This window comes from Pseudomonas sp. WS 5027, from assembly GCF_012985695.1.
GTDB classification, from domain to species: Bacteria; Pseudomonadota; Gammaproteobacteria; order Pseudomonadales; family Pseudomonadaceae; genus Aquipseudomonas; species Aquipseudomonas hygromyciniae.
Map to the genome: position 1 here is coordinate 58,913 of NZ_JAAQWU010000027.1, position 18,177 is coordinate 77,089.

The window sequence follows — 18,177 nt, forward strand, 5'->3', positions numbered from 1 at the left end:
GCCAAAAAAGGCATGCGTATCAAACGCAGACCGGAGGAAGACGCGGCAGGAAAAAAAATCCTCATATGCGAATGCAAAATATTCTCAAGTGGTGTTACTTGCGCGCTTCGATACGGATCCTACCGTCGGCCAAGGGCACGGTTTTCACCGGCAGCAAGGCAGGCAGTGCGTTGAGCAACGCGTCCGGGTCATTGACATCAAGATTGCCGGAAACCTTCAGGTGCGCCACTGGGCCATCGGCCAACACCACGGCCTTGGGCCGGTACAGGCTCAGCTCATCCAGCAGGCTGGCCAATTCACGATTACGAAAGGACAAGTGCCCACTGCGCCAGTCGGCGACTTCGCCCGCCGCTAGGGTCTGTTGTTGCATGGAGCCCTTGGCGTAGCTGTAGGTCGCCCGTTGTTGGGCGCCGAGCATGACGGCGCTGGCTTTCTGGTCAGGGGCGAAGGCGACGGTCCCGTGGGCCACGCTGACCACCAGTTGTCGCTGACCGCGACGCACATCGAACGCGGTGCCCACCACCCGCACGTCGGCCTCGCCAGCGCGCACGAACAGCGGCCGCTCCTTGTCGGGCGCCACCTCCACGTACAACTGGCCATGGTCCAGGTGGATCACGCGGCGATGGGCATCGAAGTCCACCCGCAACCGCGTGCTGGCATTGACGTACAAGGTGCTGCCATCCGGCAGGGCCAGGGTGCGCATGCCTTTGTCCTGCGCCGCGACTTCGGTGTGATAAAGCCCGCGCGGGGCGCCCAGGTTGCTGGCGAGAAAGGCGCAGACCAGGGCAGCAGCCACCGCCAGCGCCGGGCGCCAAGGCGCGGGCTTGCGCGTGGGCAAAGGCACGGGTTTGTTCAATTGCTGCAGTTCGCCAAGATCGGCCCACAACTGTTCGAATTCGGCGTAGGCGCGCGCATGGGCCGGCACGGCGTGCCAGGCGGCGAAGGCCTTGCGGTCCAGTGCGCCACATTCGTTGCGATTGCGTGCAAACCAACTGGCTGCCTGGGCATCGATGGTGTCGTGCTCATCAATTCCATGGCCGTCGCGGTTGCTCAAACGGGTCATTCTGGCTGCTCCTTGCCCGGGTCTTTTTGAAGTCGCTGCTTGCAGTGCAGCAGGGCAAAGGCGATGTGCTTTTCCACCATGCTGATCGAAACTCCCATGCGCTCGGCGATCTGCGCCTGGCTCAGGCCTTCGAAGCGGTGCAGCATAAGGGCTTCTCGCCTGCGGGGCGAGAGTTCGGCGAGGACTTCTTTCAACTGTTCCAGGCGTTGGAGGCGTTGAGCGGCGGCCATGGGATCGTTTTGCTCGTCGGTGACAGGCTCGGCGTCCCATTCGGCCTGTTCAGGGTGGACGCTGTGCCGCACCTTTTGTTTGCGCCAATGGTCACGCAACAGGTTGCGTGCCATCTGAAACAGAAAAGCCCGTGGCTGCTCGACCTTGGTCCGGTCGTTGTAGTCCAGCCATTGGGTAAAGACATCCTGAGTCATGTCCGCCGCGTCGCTGGCGTTGTCCGTGCGTTTGCGCAGGTAATGCAGGATATCTGCATAAAACCTGCGAAAGGCGTCGGCCGACAACGGGTCGGGCTTGAAACGAGACATGGATATCCTTCTTGACGCAGCACGCTGCAGAAAAGTCGCGAATGATATCGAGAACTATTGCTATTTGTCTCCGTAAATTTAAAGGCCTATGCGATCCAATGTGGGAGCGGGCTTGCTCGCGAAAGCGGTGTATCAGTCGATAAATGTATTGGCTGATCGACCGCATTCGCGAGCAAGTCGAATCGTCGCACCGCCGCTCCCACAGGGTTGTGGTTTAGCTCAATGAGGTCAGCAGTTTCTGCAATTGGGCCTGTCCTGCCATGTCCAGCGGGAACACCGGCAGTCGCGGATCACCTACCTCCAGCCCGGTCATGCGCAAACCCGCCTTGATCGTCGCCGGCAAACCACCCTTGAGGATGAAGTCGAGCACCGGCAACTGCCGATAGAACAGCTCCCGCGCCTGGTTCAGGTCGTTGGCCAACACTGCCTGGTACAGGTCCAGGTTGAGCTGCGGGATCAGGTTCGGCGCAGCGGTGCACCAACCCTTGGCCCCGGCGGCGAAGGCTTCCAGGGCCAGCGGGTTGCAGCCGTTGTAGAACGGCACCTGGCCTTCGCCCAGGCGGTATAGCTGGTGCATGCGCTGGATATCGCCGGTGCTCTCCTTGACCATCGTCACGTTATCAACGCTGTTGACGATGCGCAGGATCAATTCCACGGACATATCCGTGCCGCTGGTGGCCGGATTGTTATAGAGCATGATCGGCACGCCGACGCTATCGCCAATAGCGGCGTAGTGCGCAAGGATCTGCGCTTCAGTGAGCTTCCAGTAAGACGTCGGCAGCACCATCACCACATCAGCGCCTTCAGCTTCGGCAAAGCGTGCGCGGCGCACGGCCTTGGCGGTGGTGAGGTCGGACACGCTGACGATGGTCGGCACACGCTTGGCGACCTTGCGGATGCTGTAGGCGCTGACTTCGTCCCACTCGGCATCGCTCAGGTAGGCGCCTTCACCGGTGCTGCCCAACGGGGCGATTGCATGCACGCCGCTGTCGATCAAACGGTCGATGGAGCGGCCCAGGGCGTCGAGGTCAAGGGTGCTGCCGTCGGCGCTGAACGGGGTGATGGTGTAGCCGATGATGCCGTGAATAGTAGGGCTGGACATGGAATGTCTCCGGTCGAAAAAGGCTTCAGTTCAGGCAATCGGCGTGTTGGCGCAGGTTCTGCCGAGCGTAGTAGTTGAACGCGGCGCCGTGGCGCTTGGGCTTGGAGATCCAGTCATGGGCCTCGCGTCCCAACTGCGGCAGGATCGGTTTGATGGTACCGGCGGCCATGGCCAGCAATTGCAGTTTGGCCGCCCGTTCGATCAATTGCGCGATCACGCAGGCTTCTTCGATGGTGCTTCCGGTGGACAACTGGCCGTGGTGCGACAGCAGGATGGCGCGCTTGTTGCCCAGGGCTTCGGTGATGATTTCGCCTTCTTCATTACCTACCGGCACACCCGGCCAGGCTTCGAGGAATGCGCAGTCTTCATAGAGCGGGCACAGGTCCATATGCGACACCTGTAGTGGCACTTCGAGCATCGACAGCGCCGCGATGTGGGTCGGATGGGTGTGGATGATGCAGTTCACATCCGGCCGGCCACGATAGACCCAGCTGTGAAAACGGTTGGCCGGGTTGGGCATGCCGTGGCCTTCCAACACCTCCAGGTCTTCGTTGACCAGCAGCAGGTTGCTGGCGGTGATTTCATCGAAACCCAGGCCCAGTTGCTGGGTGTAGTAGGTGCCAGGCTGCGGGCCACGGGCGGTAATCTGCCCGGCCAGGCCCGAGTCGTGGCCGTTCTCGAACAGAATACGGCAGGTCAGGGCCAGCTTTTGCCGGTCGGTCCACGTATTATCCGCCAGGGTACTTTGCATCTGGGTCAGCGCTTGCTTGACCAGTTGGTCTTTGGGGAGTGCTAATGTCTTGGCCATATCGGTGTCCTTTGGGTGGTTCAATGGACGTCGATTTGCTGGTTCCCGCTGCTCGCAAGGTCGTTGGGTTCTGCAAATGACACTAAAGAGGCTATATGACACCTTGTGTCATTGGCAAGCAATAATCATCGCATCCTGCTTGGATTAATCGCTGCGCATGTCTATCCGTTTGAAATTATTGAGAAAAAAACTCGGAGTCACCTTGGAGGCATTGGCCGAAAAATCCGGGATGACCAAGAGTTACCTGTCGAAAGTCGAACGTGGCCTGAACACCCCGTCGATTGCCGCTGCGCTGAAACTGGCCAAGGCGTTGAACGTCAAGGTCGAAGAGTTGTTCAGCGAAGACAGTGTCAGCCTCGACAGCTACAGCCTGGTGCGCAGCCACGAGCGGCCAGATACCTCTCCGGGTTATGCGGTGCTGGCCCATCAGGTCAGCGAGCGCAGCCTGCTGCCTTTCATCATCTATCCGCCATCGGAGTTCAGCGACAAGACCTTCAAGGAGCATGTGGGGGAGGAGTTTCTGTTCGTGCATGAAGGCCGGGTGGAAGTGGACTTCATGAGCGAACGGGTGTTGCTTGAGCGCGGCGATGCGTTGCACTTCAATGCACAGAAGCCCCACCGGATCCGTTCAGTGGGTGAGGTGCAAGCGCAGTTGCTGGTGGTGGTACACAGCGCTGAAGAATAGGCCTGGAACACGGTCAATGTAGGAGCTGGCTTGTGTGGGAGCGGGCTTGCTCGCGATAGCGGTGTGTCATTCAACACATCCAGCGTCTGACCCACCGCTATCGCGAGCAAGCCCTCTTCCACATGGGGTCTCCAGTGAGGCTGGGATCAGTGCTCGACAGGCACCGACAGCGCGGGCTTGCCCAGCGCATGGCTGCGTGCCGCAAAGAACCTGAGCTCCACCTCCATCCCCTCAAACAGCGCGGCAAACCGACGCTTCTGCTGCTGGATAAACCCGTCGCTGCGGCCAAATACCGAGATCGCCAGGGTCTTGATCTGCGACCGACGAATCGCCTCCACCAAGTGCCCATCCTGTTCGCTCAGGTGATGGCCAAAGATGCACAGCGCGCCTGCCTGCCCCAGCAACTGCTCATAGCAGAACGACAGGTAATCCGAACTGCGAATGCTTTTGAGCTTCTCGCTGCTCGGGCCTTCGTTGATAAACAGCGGCACATCGTCGAGGGTCTTGATGGTGTTGTTGATGGCAAAACTGCTGAGCAACGAGCTGTCGGTGGACGGCAATTTACGCGCCGAGCCGTCCAGGTTGCGCACCAGGTGCAGGCCACCGTGCAGGTACAAAATGCGCGTCGCGGCGGTGGCGCTATCGCGCAGGTCAAAGCGTGAATCGGCGCCGCGAAACAGGTCGTCAATGCCGGGCGTGTGCAGGATCGACCAGTAGTTGAGCAGGTCGTAATTACTGGTGAACACCGTCTTGTAACTCGCCAGTTCCTGATTGATCGTGGCCAGGGTCGACGGCTGCACCAGGCGCCAGGGGATATGCACGGCGTGGATGCTATTGATCAGCGCTTCCTTGATCGCGTAGTAGCGATTGCGCGGCGCGGCGGAGCTGACGGCCAGGGCCTTGTTGACGCGGCTGGTGGTTTTCAGGGCGCCCAGGACCTGCTCGAAGCTGCGGGTCTGCATCGCGTCAAACACGCTCAATTCAGAGGCGCTCAAGGGCTTCTCTTCGACGGTGCGGGCGTTTTCAAACAGCGAGTCGTAGGCAAAATCTTCCCACACCGCGCGACTGGCACCGTTGCCGATCAGGATGGCGGCGAAGGTGGTGCTGCTGCGCAGTGCGTTCCAGTCTTCAAGGGTGGCGTCGATATCCTGGAAATCCTTCATTGCGGCGGGTCTACTCAAAAACGGCTGGGCGGTGACTTTATCACGGGCGGGCGTTGATCTTGGTCAAGATGCCGCAGGCGGGTGGGGTTGATGCTGTAGGCATCAACGCATCCCCGAGGATTCATCATGAGCAGCACCTTCTTCATTCCCGCCGTCAACATCATGGGCATCGACTGCCTCGACGAAGCCATGAACGCGATCCGCAACTACGGTTTTCGCAAGGCCCTGATTGTCACCGACGCCGGCCTGGCCAAGGCGGGCGTGGCCAGCATGATTGCCGAGAAATTGGCGATGCAGGACATCGACTCGGTGATCTATGACGGCGCCAAACCCAACCCCAACGTGGAAAACGTCGAGAACGGCCTGGCGTTGCTGCAGGCCAGTGGCTGCGACTTTGTGGTGTCGTTGGGCGGTGGTTCGCCCCATGACTGCGCCAAGGGCATCGCCCTGTGTGCTACCAATGGCGGGCATATTGGCGACTACGAAGGTGTCGACCAATCGAGCAAGCCGCAACTGCCCCTGGTGGCGATCAATACCACCGCGGGTACTGCCAGCGAAATGACCCGTTTTTGCATCATCACCGACGAAACCCGCCACGTGAAAATGGCCATCGTCGACCGTAACGTCACGCCATTGCTGTCGGTCAACGACCCGGCGCTGATGGTCGCCATGCCCAAGGGCCTGACCGCCGCCACCGGTATGGACGCGCTGACCCACGCCATCGAAGCCTATGTTTCCACTGCCGCCAACCCGATCACTGATGCGTGCGCGATCAAGGCGATCGAACTGATCAGCGCCAACCTGCGCCTGGCGGTACGCGACGGCAGCGATATGGCGGCCCGGGAAAACATGGCCTACGCGCAATTTCTGGCGGGCATGGCCTTTAACAACGCCTCCTTGGGTTTTGTCCACGCCATGGCCCACCAACTGGGCGGCCTTTACGACTTGCCCCATGGCGTGTGCAATGCGGTGTTGCTGCCCCATGTCCAAAGCTTTAACGCCAGCGTCAGCGCGGCGCGCCTGAGCGATGTCGGCCGCGCCCTGGGTGTGGCCGACAAACACGCCACCCCCGAAGAGGGCGCGCAGGCGGCCATCGCGGCGATCCGCTGCCTGTCCCAGGATGTCGACATCCCGGCTGGCCTGCGTGAACTGGGGGCCAAGCTGCAAGACATCCCACTGCTGGCAACCAATGCCCTCAAGGATGCGTGCGGCCTGACCAACCCACGGCGGGCGGATCAGCGGCAGATCGAGGAGATTTTCCGCAGCGCGTTTTGAGTCCAGCAGTGGCAAGCTTCAAGCGACAAGCTGTTAACCTGAACACTTCGTACAGCTCTTAACTTGAAGCTTGCCACCGAGGCCCACCCTTATGAGAGTTCTGCTATTCGGCGCCACCGGCATGGTCGGCCAGGGCGTGTTGCGTGAGTGTCTACTGGCCGCTGATGTGCAGGAAGTGGTGGCGGTGGGGCGCACGGCGTTGACCCAGGAGCATGGCAAGCTGCATCAGGTGTTGCACGCCGATATGTTCGACTTCCAACCCCTGGAACATTTGCTGCAAGGCTTTGATGCCTGTCTGTTTTGCCTGGGGGTGTCGTCGGTGGGGATGGATGAAGCCTCCTACACCCGCCAGACCTACGACCTGACCCTGGTCGCCGCCAGCAGCCTGGCGCGGCTAAATCCGCAGATGACCTTTGTGTATGTGTCCGGCACGGGCACCGACAGCTCCGAGCGGGGCAAGGTGATGTGGGCGCGGGTCAAGGGCAAGACCGAGAATGCCTTGCTGCGCCTGCCGTTCAAGGCGGTTTACCTGTTCCGTCCGGGGATTATCCAGCCGTTGCATGGCGTGCGTTCGAAAACCCGGCTTTACCAGACGATCTACACCCTGATCGGGCCGCTGCTATCGCTGGTGCGCCGCGTGCGGCCGGTCTGGGTGGTCAGTACCGAGACGGTGGGGCGGGCGATGCTGGCCGTGGTCCGGCATGGCGCGCCGCAACCGGTGATCGAACCTGCCCATATCAATCGCCTGGCCGCCGAGCGGCGGTGATGGCCCGGGTTTAACCCGCAGCGGCCAATGCCTTGGCGGGCGCGGCACTGAACTGAATCAATGCCACCCCACCGATCAACATCAGCACCCCGAGCAGGCGGGGCGCTGTCAGTTGCCGTTCTACCAAACCAAACAAGCCAAAGTGATCAAGTAACAACGAGGCGAGGATCTGCCCGCTCAGGGCCAGGGCGATAAATCCCGAAGCCCCGAGTTTGGGCAGCAGGACCAGGGCCAGGGAGATAAAACACACGCCAAATGCGCCGCCAGTCCACATCCACAGCGGCGCCTTGCTGATAAAACCCAGGCTTGGCAGCGGCAACCGTAAAGCCAGGATCACCGGCAGCAAAACCAGGATACTCACCAGCAGCGAGGCCAGGGTCGCCCACAGCGGATGCCCGAGGCCGCGCCCGAGGTTAGCGTTGATCGCGCTCTGAAACGGCACCACCGCCCCGGCAATCACCGCCAACAGTAACAAGCCCAGCCAATGCAACGTGGTCATGATCACTCTCCCAAAGGTTTTACTGGACTCTACGGTATTCGTCGCGCAGATTTAAATTCCAAGTTCTTATGTTGAACATGCACGTCATGAATGATCTGCGCCGCATCGACCTTAACCTGCTAGTGATCCTCGACGCGTTGCTCAGCGAGCAGCACGTCACCCGCGCCGCCGAGCGCCTGCACCTGAGCCAACCGGCGGTGAGCCATGCGCTGGCGCGATTGCGGGATCTGCTGGGCGACCCGTTGCTGGTGCGCCAGGGCAGCGGTCTGGTCGCCACCGCTCGCGCATTGGAACTGGCTGCGCCCTTGGCCGATGCGCTGGCCCAAGTGCAGTCGCTGCTGGCGCCGAACCGTTTCGAGCCCGCTTCGGCCAGGCGCACCTTTCGCCTGGCCATGTCTGATTACGGCGCGGCGTTGCTGTTGCCCGGGCTGGTGCGGGCGCTACGCGAGCAGGCGCCGGGGATTGATCTGGCCGTCACCCACGCCAGTCGCGAAGGCATGCAGGAAGGGGTACTGAGTGGCGAGATCGACCTGGCAGCCGGGGTCTTCCCCGACCTGCCGGGCGAGTTGCGCAGCACGCCATTGTTCCAAGAGCACTACGCCTGCCTGGTTGACCGCGATAGTTTGCCCGCTGATGGTGTGCTCGACTTGCCCACCTACCTGGCGCGGCCCCATGTGCTGCTGGAAATGCGCGGCAGTGGCACCCCGGAAATCGAACGGGCGCTGACCGCGATCCGTGAGCGGCGGCATGTGGCGATCAGCCTGCCGCATTGGAGCGTCGCGCCGCAGTTGATCCAGGGCACCGATCTGATCCTTACCGTGTCCTCACAGGGGCTGCGGAACATCGATCCACGGCATCTGCTGGTGGTGCCACCACCGTTTCATATTCCGTCCTTCGGTTTTGTGCTGGCCTGGCATAAGCGCCGCGGCGGGGACAGCGCCTTGCAGTGGTTGATCGCGCAAGTGCAGGACGTGCTCGCGTAGCCGCCATAACCGGAGCGGTTACCCTCTAGTGCGTAACACACCCTTTTTCAGCACCCGATAAAAAACGCCCGATGCACTGCAAGAAACCCTGTTCATCCACGCATGAGTATTGCGAGCGAGTCATTCGTGATTTGCCCATTCTCGGTCATGCGGTGCGCCTGAAAGTTTTGCTCCGGCGTGTTGGTTGCCGCGACTGTGGCAAACGCATGGAGGCTGTCAGTTGGCTGGATCGCCATGCCCGCATGACGCGGCGTCTGGCAGTGGCGGTCATCAAGCCTGTGAACGTCTTCCCACGCTACACGTGGCGCCGATGTTCGGACTGCATTGGGACACCGTTCGGTTGCTAGAACGTCAAGCCTTGCAAGCGGCATTAAGTCTTCTGCCCAAGGCGCAACTGTGACGTTAGCTGGCATCTGAGAGCTTTCGCATAGCACTAAAGGTCGCAAACTGCGGTGGCGGCAGGTCGTAGATAAGCGCCTGCCCCATCAAGGGATGGTCCAGGCAGAAATCGTGCAGGTTGAAACCCTCGCTGCCGACAAGACTGCCATTGATCAGCACTAGGTCAAAGCCGCGATCGCCGTACTCCACCAAGTTAAGCAGGTCTTCCAGGCTCGGAACCGGCGCAATGGCGTAATAGCCCTGGCGATTGAAATCTCGCTCCAGGCGTAGGCGTTGAGCATGTTCGGGGTCGGCAATCATGATGCGCAGCGCTTTGTTAATCATCGATGGCCTCCAGCATGGTTGCTGGATACAGGCCGCCCGGCATTGCGCTGCAACCAGCGCAGCAGGTCGGCGCCATTCATGGGCCGTGCATGCCAATACCCCTGCCCCTGGGTGCAACCCAATGCCAGCAACGCTTGATGCTGTTCGGCCGTTTCAATGCCCTCGATCACCACGGACATGCTCAGGGTCTGCCCCAGGGCCAGGGTACTGCCGATGACCGCCCGGCAGCGCGGCTCATGCAGCAGGCCACGGACGAACTCCGCGTCGAGTTTTATTTCGTTGAACGGCAACTGGCACAGGCGCTGTAGCGAAGAGAACCCGGCGCCGAAATCATCGATGGACAAGCGACAGCCCATCATGCGCAAACGCACCAGGTTCTCCAGGGAAACGGCCGGCACCTCAAGCAATCCGCTTTCAGTCAGCTCGAACGTCACACTGGCGCAGGGCGTCTGGTGGGTGGTGAGGATTCTTTTGATGTGAAGGGTCAGCTCCACCTCGGTCAATTGTGCCGCTTGCAGGTTGAAGGCCAAGTCCAGAGCTATTCCCAGGTTCAAGGCCTGCCGTTGAAGGGCCAGCGCTTGTTGCATCAGGCAAAACAACAACTCGTCCATCAGGCCGCTTCGCTCCATCGCCGGCAGAAACACCGTCGGTGACAGCACGCCCTGGAAGGGATGGTTCCAGCGAGCAAGCACCTCCACTCCCAACACTGCGCCACTGTGCAAATCGAACTTGGGTTGGTAATAGGCTTGCAGTTGTTGATCGAGAATGGCGCGCCGCACCTGTTGCTCGTCGGCCAGTTCCAGGCTCGGCTGTGGTTGAGGCACTTCGCAACTGGTGCTCAGGACCCGCTCAAGCAATGGCTGCAACGTTTCTATCTGCAACGGTTTGCCGGTATCGCCCAGCATGTTGACGCCGAGCAAGGCGCCCATCTGGCTCACGGCACGGCGCACATCCCCCGGCAACCCACTGCTGACGATGATTGCGCCGACCTGGCCGTGCGCACTGATGCGTTGAATGAACTCCAGCCCATCCATGCCCTCCATTTGCAGGTCACAGACCACCACGTCCACAGAGCCCACGCCTTGCAGCACAGCCAGGGCTTCGGTGCCGTTACTCGCCTCCAGGACCTCGCCACAGCCCAGTTGTTTGAGTAGGTTGACGGCCACGGAACGCTGGAAAAGGTGGTCTTCGAGTACCAACACCCGGAGCGATGTGAAGGACATGACGGCTCTCTCGCTTGCTAATGGGAGGGGAGGAGTGTGCGTAATTGAGCGAAGCAATTCGCGTGAAAACGCCCAAAATCTTGTAGGAAATTTCCGAGCGACGCCCCCGGGGGCTCAGTAGTAATTGATGGTGAACGTGGCCGTGGCATTTGCCGGGCCGGCGGTAATGCTGCTTTCGGTCTGAAGGTACCGAGCCTTCAGCGGGATGCTGTAGCTGGCACCTTCTTCGGCGCGCGTGGTGATGCCACTGGCACGCAGGGTGGACAGCGGCATTGGCGTTGCGTGACTATCAGCCACTTGCACGCCCACCCCTGTGGCGGCGGGATCATCGCCGGGCGCGCTGGGGTTGAGGCTCAGGATGCCCAGCGACGCATTGAGAGGCGTGCGGGTCGGATCCAGGCGTACTTGCAGCACGTTATTCTTGCGCGAGTCGAGGTTGCTGGCGGTTCCGTCACTGGCCCAACGCGGGCCGCTCGTCTGGTAATACCCGTTGAAGGCCGGGCAATTGTTCAGAGCGATTGAAAAGTCCTTCCACTGCGTAAAAGTGTTAGGCCCGGAGAACTCACTGAGCATATGACTGCCCATCGGCACGTTGACGTCCGGTGTCGAGCAGGTGCGCGAAACGATGTTGATGCTCCCGGAAAAGTTGACCCGTTGAACCGCCAGGTTGTTGCTGCTGACGCGAGACTGGGTCATGGTAGGCAGGGATGAGCCCTGAATCGTCCCGGGCGAGACATTGCCAATTTTAATGAATGACATATCAAAACTTAGCGCACCGGTAATATTCAGGTTGCACCCGCTGGTTCCGCCACCACAGTTTGCGACGTTACTGGAGGAGGGCAGAGGGGTGCCCGCGAACCAGATAGCTACGCCGATTCCAGGTACCCCAGTCTGATAGACATGGCCGCCATAGGGCGTCCCTGCCCAGCTAGACAACGCCAAGGGTGTGACCGGCAAAGAGCGTCGCGTCTCAATGTTATAGATGCCTGCGGAACAAGCGATCGTGTAGTTGACCGCTGATGTGAAGGTCTGGCGATAGATCTCCGCGCCCAAAGGCACATCCCGGCCAACCGTGAGATTGCCACCGAGTAACGGCTGGGTGGCAACCAAGCTGCCGGGAGTGCTCGAGTAGTTACAGTTGGCCATCGCTACACTCGCGACCAGGGACAACCCCACCACGGCAACCAAACGGTTGAAGATCATCATTTTTTCTCTCCTGCACTGCTCACAGAAGCAACGCGATTATCTGATTGAACGACCGCACACACGGCATCTACCTGCCGTAGTTGCTTGCCGTCGTTGGTGCCGGGAGGTAATGGCAATGCACACTGTTGACCGGCCTGATTACCCCAGTTGATCAAGAGTCTGCGGGCATCCTCCTTGACTCGGGCATACAACTGACCGCCCTGAGCGACCACGCCCACCGACACACCACGGTCATCCATCACGCTGGCACCGAACGGCAATGGGCTGCCATCGCCGAGGGTCACATTGAGTAAAAGTGCCTGGCCATTGCGAGTGCCGTACTTGAGGGCCACCACCGCACCGGCGCGCGGCGCCACTTGTTGGCTGGTTTCATTGAGCTCGATGTTCAACGAGGTGCCCAACGGGTCAATGGCCACTTCGTTCAACTCATAAGGGCGCAGGTACGGCACCACGGCATTGCCACGGCCATCGAGCTTGAGGCCAGGAAAGCCGACCACTTTGGCCCCTTCAGCGCCTTCGGCCGTGACCACCGCCAAGGTTTCGCCGCGATATGGCGTGAACGTCACCCCGTTGGGGTGGGCGACCACGCTGCCGCTGGCATTCAGGGACAGGCTGTCATAACCCTCGCCACGACTGACTGTCGCGCCGACCAAGGCTTTGGAACCGGTGTATTGACCATTGAGCGACGTACTGTTGGAGCCGGTAGCGCCTTCATGGCCACCGGTCAGGCTGTAGCTGTACTGGCGATCCTCGCCGGCAGTGCCGCTGAGGGTCGCTTGTTCGCTGTACTGGCTGTTGGTATCGCGCAGTAAGCGCGTCGACAATTGGGGTTGGTTGGTCGAGGAGCCAAACTCCAGGGGCATGCTCATAGTGAACAGCAGGCTGTTATCCATCTCCCCTAAGCCGACCCGACTGCGGTTGGCACTCACGCCATAGCTGACCCGCCCAACCTGCTTGTTGTAGCTGAATTGGTACTGCACATCCCGACCCGGCTGGTTCCAGTAGTCTTGTGAGAAACCGCTGAACGCCACTTGGCCCCAAGGCCCAAGGCTCTGGTTGGCGGTCAGCGACAACCGGCTGCGTGGGCGAGCGTAGAAGCTGGTGTCGATACCATTGCGCTCAGCATCCAGCAGTAACGTTGCATTGCTGAAATCCAGGTATTTTTCTGTGGAGAACCGCGTGGCGGCCACGGCAAAGTTACTGCCGGTGCTGATAATATTTTTGCTGTAACTCATGCGCACACTTTGGCCGCTGTCCTGGCCGCTTTTGAATTGGGTCTGCGCCTGGGTGACGTCTATCGATACCGCGCCGATCGGCGTACTGAATGCCAGGCCGCCCAGCAGCGAGCGGTAATCATCGCTGGCTTGTGCGCCGGTGTAACCGGTGAAGATATTGCTCAAGCCCACCTGATAGGTGCCCTGCACCAACCTTGCCTGGTTCGAGGTGAAGTTGTTGCGGGTCTCACCGGCCGTGACGCTGTAGCGTGAAGTGCCAGGGCGCAGCAGTTGTGCGGCGGCGGCGTAAGGCACGATAAAACGCTGTTCACTGCCGTCGGCTTCATAGACCGTCACGTCCAGGTCGCCGCCGTAGCCGGTGGAATACAGGTCATCAATCACAAAGGCGCCTGGCGCCACGGTGGTTTCATAGAGCAGATTACCGGCCTGGCGGACTGCTACCCGTGCACCGGTGCGGGCAATACCGCGAATCACCGGCGCATAACCGCGCTGGGATTCAGGCAACATGCGATCGTCCGTACCCAGCTGCACACCGCGATACGCCAGGGTGTCGAAGATCTCGCCACTGGTATTGGACTCGCCCACAGTCAGTTGGCTGCGCAAGCTGGTGACGTCACGCTGCGCGTAGGTATTGAGGGTCTGGTAGTCCTGCCCTGTTTCCTTCTGCCAGCTCATCGAGCCGTTATGTCGCAAGCGCCAGTCACCCAGGTTCAAGCCGGCGTTCAGCCCCAGGTAAGCCGAGTCGTAGTTGCCGAAGTCGGTTCTGTTGTGGTTGCCGTTGAAGGTGTAGCTAAGGGTGCCAGCAGTGACGCCACGGTCCCACAGTTCCGGGCTGACATAGCCCCTGGCATCCCGGCGCAGGGCGATTTGCGGAATGCTGATGTCCAGTAACTGGGTGGACGGCGAAAAACTGGCCGTGGCGCTGTCGATCAACTGGCCGATGTCCAGGCACGGCGCCCCACTTTCCAGGCTTGCCATGGCTTCAGGCGACAGCTTGTGCATGTCCACACCCAGCAGTTCCAACATGCTTGGGTTGAAGCAGACCATCGGGTCGCTCCCGTCCTCAGCAGCATGAATACGAATATCCTGACGAGTCACCAACTTGCCGTTGATCGCCATGTCTGCCCGATATTCGCCAGGCAGCACCGGGTTGCCTTTCTCGTATTGGGTCAGGTCCAGGCTGCGGGAGTCTTCAGGCAAAAAGGCGTCGTTGAACTGCACGTCTTCGGCCCATGCCCCTTGCGCGACCATCGCGCCCGGCAACAGTGCCAGGGCCTTGACGATCATCGCTGTCACTGGATTGAGGGCAAAGCGAGGTTGCACCTGCGGGCAATCGCCCAGGCGTGGAATAGTCGTCATAAGGTACTCGTGCGCAGGAACGATCGCGTGACGATCAGGGCTTAAGCGGTTGCTTGGTCGGCACCAGTGCACCGTAATCGTTAATGGCGTTGAACTCGACCTGTGCCGAAGCGCCCGGCGCAGACTTGAGCGCCGGCAAGGTGAACAGGGTGCTTTCGCCCGGTCCAACCATGCCGCCGTCAGCCTCGTAACGCTGGGTACCCGCGACTAAGGCCAGCTCCACCAAAGACACGTGGTAGACCGTTGGGTTGAAAGCTTGCAAGGCATAACCCGCACCGTCGGCAATCACTTTCCATTGCACCTGTTGTGGCGCGTCGCTGGGCGAACCTGGAAGGCCGTCGGGGCGGTAGAAAATCTTGATCCGGGACCGGAAGGCCATTTGCAGCACATTCATTTCCATCGGGCCTTCGGCCTTGGGTGGGATCTCCAGAATGTTGAACCAGAACACTGATTCTTTACTGGCAGGCAACGGCGCACCAGTGAACATCAAGCGCAGGCTCTGGCCTTTGTTTGGATCGATACGGGAGACGGGCGGCGATAGCACAAACGGCGCCTTGGAACTGGTGGGGCTGGACTGCACATCCCCAGTGTCGACCCAGGCTTGCACCAGGGCCGGCTTCATTCCGTTGTTGTTGAGCTTGACGGTAATTTCTTTCTGGCTGGCTGGGTATACCAGTCGAGTCCCTGTGATCACTACTCCGGCCATGGCCTGGGAGCAGACCAGGGAGGCCAGGATCAAGCAGGCACTGAAACGAACATTCTTCACGCGAGACATAACACTCCTCACCTGCCAAACATCGGCGTACCGGATCACGGTGCGCCGACGTGAAAGCGGCTTACTGGTAGTCGATGTTGTAGGTCACAGAACTGAGTACGGTGCCAGGGGTGGCTGCGCCGGTGGCGAAGTACTGCACGGCGTAGTCCATACGCACGCCGCCGGAAGCCAGGGTGTTACGCGTGGTGTTGGTCTTCTGGTTGGTGTTGCCTGCCTGAATGGCGTTACCGGTCACGGCGTCGATCAGTTGCAACTGAACGAGTGTGGCGGTGCCGGTCGTGTTGTTCAGGTTGCCGGTGGCAGGATCAACAGTTGAGCCAGAGTTGAAGAATGCGGCTGCGGTGGTTGCCGTACCGGTGCAACCACTGAGCGTGACATCGAAGCCCGTACGGCCTTCGGTCTTGCCGGCAGTGTCGAGCAAACTGTTGGAAATGGTCGGCAGCGTGACGGTGGCGACAGCTGGGCTGACCACACCGCCAACGGAGATGGTGCAGGTCTGGTTGAGCAGTTCGCCGGCAAAATTGATGGTGCCATCAGCCGCAGTGGCGAACTGGGCGCCGGTTGCGCAAAACAGAGCAGCGAGGGTGAGTGCTTGAACTTTCATGGTACAGCTCCAAAGGTAAGGTTATGAACACCATCGCCAAGCCTTGTTGGGCTGCCAAACGCCGAAGCGGGTGAGCAACTAACACAACACATGTCTTGTGCGACAGATGCATCTTCCCTTGAGGAGCAGATCACCCAAGTAGTATCCATCCCTTCGGCTTGTAGGAAAATTCCTAGCAGAATTTTGACTCTTGCCACCTGCATGCCTAATAAAAAAAGCCGCATCGTGGAGGCGGCTTTTTCAAGGTGCAGTGAGTATCAGGCCAAGAAGATCTCCAGCCGCTGCCCCAGTTGTTCCATCGCTTGCTGCAGCGCATCGACCGCGTCAGTCAGGACTGCGGAGTTCAACCCTTTGCAGCTGGCCTCCAGCGCCTCGCAACATTCGATCAAGGCATGCGCCTGGATAATCTTCGCACCGCCTTTGACGCGATGTGCCAGATCACTCAAGCCGTTCAGGTCATGCTGGGTAAACAACCGGATCAGTTGCGCCATATCCTGTTCATTGCTGGTTGCCAGGTCTTGCAACAGGTTTCTGATAGCAGCGTCATCACCACGACTCAGGTGTATCAGGCTGGTCAAGTCGATGCCGTCGATGGTCGGTGGCGGCGTCTCTTGCTCTAAGGGAGCGACCGCGTTGGCGGGTATCAGGGACGCCAATCGAGCATTGAGGTCGTTGAGGCTGATCGGCTTGAACAGGCAGTCATCCATGCCCGCCTCCAGGCAGCGGTCCTTCTCTTCAGGTTGGGCGTTGGCGGTCAAGCCGAGGATCATCCCTGGTGCAAACCCATTGCTGCGCTCTTCATCACGTATGGCCCGTGCCAGTTCGTAACCGTTCATGATCGGCATGCTGCAGTCGGTAATCACCACATCGAAATGCTGACTGCGCCAGGCACGCAGGCCATGGGCGCCGTCTGCGGCGTCGCTTACCTGGTGCCCGAGAAAACTCAGTTGCTGGGTCAGCAACAAGCGATTGGCCGGGTAATCGTCGATCACCAATACATTGAGTACCTGGACCGGTTGAGTCGCCAACGCTGAGGATGGTGCGGGCTCATCAACCGGCAGTAGGGTTGGCAAAGCGATACGGACCTCCACCTGAGTGCCTTGCCCTAACACACTGCTCAAGGTCAGGGTGCCGCCCATCATTTCGCACAGAGTACGACTGATCATCAGCCCCAGGCCCGAGCCACTGCGAGCCGCCTGTCCGTGGTTGCTGGCCTGGCTGAACGGGTTAAACAAGCGTTGTTGGTCGTCAACGGAAATACCACTGCCGCTGTCCTCTACCCTCAGGCAAAGCGCCAAGCGCTCATCATTGCGGCTCGGCTCCGCGCTGATGCTTAATCGTACTTGCCCCACCGCTGTAAACTTGATGGCGTTACTCAGCAAGTTGGAGACGACCTGCTTGAAGCGCAGCGGGTCCACTAGGACCTGGCAGTTGAGCGTGGCGTCCAGGTCAAGGATCAGCCGTAGTTGCTTTTGCCGTGCCAAGCCCTCGAAGATGCGTGCCACTGACTCGACCAGCACCAGCAGATTGGCCCGCTCCGGCGCCAGGGACAGTCGCCCAGACTCGATGCGCGCGATGTCGAGGATGTCACCTATCAGGTCCAGCAGCCCGTGGGCAGCGTTGGAGGCCACCTCGATGGAGACTCGGTCCATGTAACCTTGATCGGCTTTTTTTTGCGCCAGCTCCAACATACCGATGATCGCGTTCATCGGTGTGCGGATTTCGTGGCTCATGGTCGCCAGGAAGGTGGTCTTGGCGCGACTGGCATCGTCGGCATGCTCCTTGGCCTCACGCAAGGCCTCCAGCAAGTGCTGGCGTTCGCTGATATCGATCCAGCCCCCAATCATTCCGTTGACTTCACCGTCACTGCCTCGGTACGGCAACATCCAGTGGTAGATCATCAGGACCTGGCCCGAGCCCATCGTCAGGCAACGGTCCTGCACACAGGGAACGCCTTCTTCCATGACCTGCAAATAGTCCTCATGGTAGCTGGCGGCCTCGCTGGGGTTACTGAGTACGCCGGCCATCACAGTCTTGCCGATTACTGAATCGCCCCGGGTTTCGTAGACACCTCTTTGCCTTAAACTGAGGCTAATTAGGAGGTGCCATGAGCAACCCGCGTTACCCCGAAGAATTCAAAATCCAAGCGGTCAATCAAGTGACCGAAAAGAG

Annotated in this window: 17 protein-coding genes; 4 read left to right on the plus strand and 13 right to left on the minus strand. The window is 60.0% G+C overall.

Going from position 1 to position 18,177, the window contains the following annotated elements:
• Positions 1-94 precede the first annotated feature (94 nt).
• The 4 genes from HBO09_RS25270 to HBO09_RS25285 form a co-directional block, all read right to left on the minus strand.
• Positions 95-1,063 (minus strand): FecR domain-containing protein, encoded by a 969-nt coding sequence (locus HBO09_RS25270; protein ID WP_169999471.1) that lies wholly within the window; start codon positions 1,061-1,063, stop codon positions 95-97.
• Positions 1,060-1,599, minus strand: a complete 540-nt coding sequence (locus HBO09_RS25275; RefSeq protein WP_169999470.1) for an RNA polymerase sigma factor — start codon at positions 1,597-1,599, stop codon at positions 1,060-1,062. Before HBO09_RS25275 ends, HBO09_RS25270 begins: the two co-directional genes overlap by 4 nt.
• A 214-nt stretch (positions 1,600-1,813) precedes the next feature.
• Positions 1,814-2,701 (minus strand): dihydrodipicolinate synthase family protein, encoded by an 888-nt coding sequence (locus HBO09_RS25280; RefSeq protein ID WP_169999469.1) that lies wholly within the window; start codon positions 2,699-2,701, stop codon positions 1,814-1,816.
• Between the two features lie 25 nt (positions 2,702-2,726).
• On the minus strand, positions 2,727-3,509 hold the full coding sequence (locus HBO09_RS25285; RefSeq protein ID WP_169999468.1) for an aldolase: 783 nt from the start codon (positions 3,507-3,509) through the stop codon (positions 2,727-2,729).
• 157 nt (positions 3,510-3,666) lie between these two features.
• Between HBO09_RS25285 and HBO09_RS25290 the strand changes: the two genes are divergently transcribed.
• Entirely contained in the window at positions 3,667-4,194 is a 528-nt protein-coding gene (locus HBO09_RS25290; RefSeq protein ID WP_029299116.1) for an XRE family transcriptional regulator, read from the plus strand.
• A gap of 146 nt (positions 4,195-4,340) precedes the next feature.
• Here the strand turns inward: HBO09_RS25290 and HBO09_RS25295 are convergent, their stop codons facing one another.
• Positions 4,341-5,357: a DUF4917 family protein gene (locus HBO09_RS25295; protein ID WP_169999467.1), complete on the minus strand. Its 1,017-nt coding sequence runs from the start codon at positions 5,355-5,357 to the stop codon at positions 4,341-4,343.
• A gap of 126 nt (positions 5,358-5,483) precedes the next feature.
• Here HBO09_RS25295 and yiaY point away from each other — a divergent pair, with 126 nt between their 5' ends.
• Entirely contained in the window at positions 5,484-6,632 is a 1,149-nt protein-coding gene (gene yiaY, locus HBO09_RS25300) for an L-threonine dehydrogenase (RefSeq protein WP_169999466.1), read from the plus strand.
• Positions 6,633-6,723: 91 nt separating this feature from the next.
• Positions 6,724-7,398 carry an NAD-dependent epimerase/dehydratase family protein gene (locus tag HBO09_RS25305; protein ID WP_169999465.1) on the plus strand — a complete coding sequence of 225 codons (675 nt, stop codon included), beginning with the start codon at positions 6,724-6,726 and terminating at the stop codon, positions 7,396-7,398.
• A gap of 10 nt (positions 7,399-7,408) precedes the next feature.
• Here the strand turns inward: HBO09_RS25305 and HBO09_RS25310 are convergent, their stop codons facing one another.
• Positions 7,409-7,897, minus strand: a complete 489-nt coding sequence (locus HBO09_RS25310; RefSeq protein WP_169999464.1) for a DMT family transporter — start codon at positions 7,895-7,897, stop codon at positions 7,409-7,411.
• Positions 7,898-7,965: 68 nt separating this feature from the next.
• Here HBO09_RS25310 and HBO09_RS25315 point away from each other — a divergent pair, with 68 nt between their 5' ends.
• On the plus strand, positions 7,966-8,880 hold the full coding sequence (locus tag HBO09_RS25315) for a LysR family transcriptional regulator (RefSeq protein ID WP_169999463.1): 915 nt from the start codon (positions 7,966-7,968) through the stop codon (positions 8,878-8,880).
• Positions 8,881-9,282: 402 nt separating this feature from the next.
• On the opposite strand, the gene HBO09_RS25320 is transcribed toward HBO09_RS25315, so the two are convergent.
• From HBO09_RS25320 to HBO09_RS25350, 7 genes are all read right to left on the minus strand, one after another.
• A complete protein-coding gene (locus HBO09_RS25320; protein WP_169999462.1) occupies positions 9,283-9,603 on the minus strand; it encodes a response regulator in 321 nt (106 codons plus the stop codon).
• Complete coding sequence (locus HBO09_RS25325) at positions 9,600-10,826, minus strand: EAL domain-containing response regulator (RefSeq protein ID WP_169999461.1); 1,227 nt, start codon at positions 10,824-10,826, stop codon at positions 9,600-9,602. Before HBO09_RS25325 ends, HBO09_RS25320 begins: the two co-directional genes overlap by 4 nt.
• 114 nt (positions 10,827-10,940) lie before the next feature.
• Positions 10,941-12,032 carry a fimbrial protein gene (locus HBO09_RS25330; RefSeq protein WP_169999460.1) on the minus strand — a complete coding sequence of 364 codons (1,092 nt, stop codon included), beginning with the start codon at positions 12,030-12,032 and terminating at the stop codon, positions 10,941-10,943.
• Entirely contained in the window at positions 12,029-14,626 is a 2,598-nt protein-coding gene (locus HBO09_RS25335; RefSeq protein WP_346266444.1) for a fimbria/pilus outer membrane usher protein, read from the minus strand. Before HBO09_RS25335 ends, HBO09_RS25330 begins: the two co-directional genes overlap by 4 nt.
• Positions 14,627-14,660: 34 nt before the next feature.
• Positions 14,661-15,401: a fimbria/pilus periplasmic chaperone gene (locus HBO09_RS25340; protein WP_169999459.1), complete on the minus strand. Its 741-nt coding sequence runs from the start codon at positions 15,399-15,401 to the stop codon at positions 14,661-14,663.
• A 61-nt stretch (positions 15,402-15,462) separates the two neighbouring features.
• A complete protein-coding gene (locus HBO09_RS25345; RefSeq protein WP_169999458.1) occupies positions 15,463-16,005 on the minus strand; it encodes a fimbrial protein in 543 nt (180 codons plus the stop codon).
• Positions 16,006-16,262: 257 nt separating this feature from the next.
• Positions 16,263-18,032 (minus strand): ATP-binding protein, encoded by a 1,770-nt coding sequence (locus HBO09_RS25350; protein ID WP_169999457.1) that lies wholly within the window; start codon positions 18,030-18,032, stop codon positions 16,263-16,265.
• Positions 18,033-18,177: the final 145 nt, after the last annotated feature.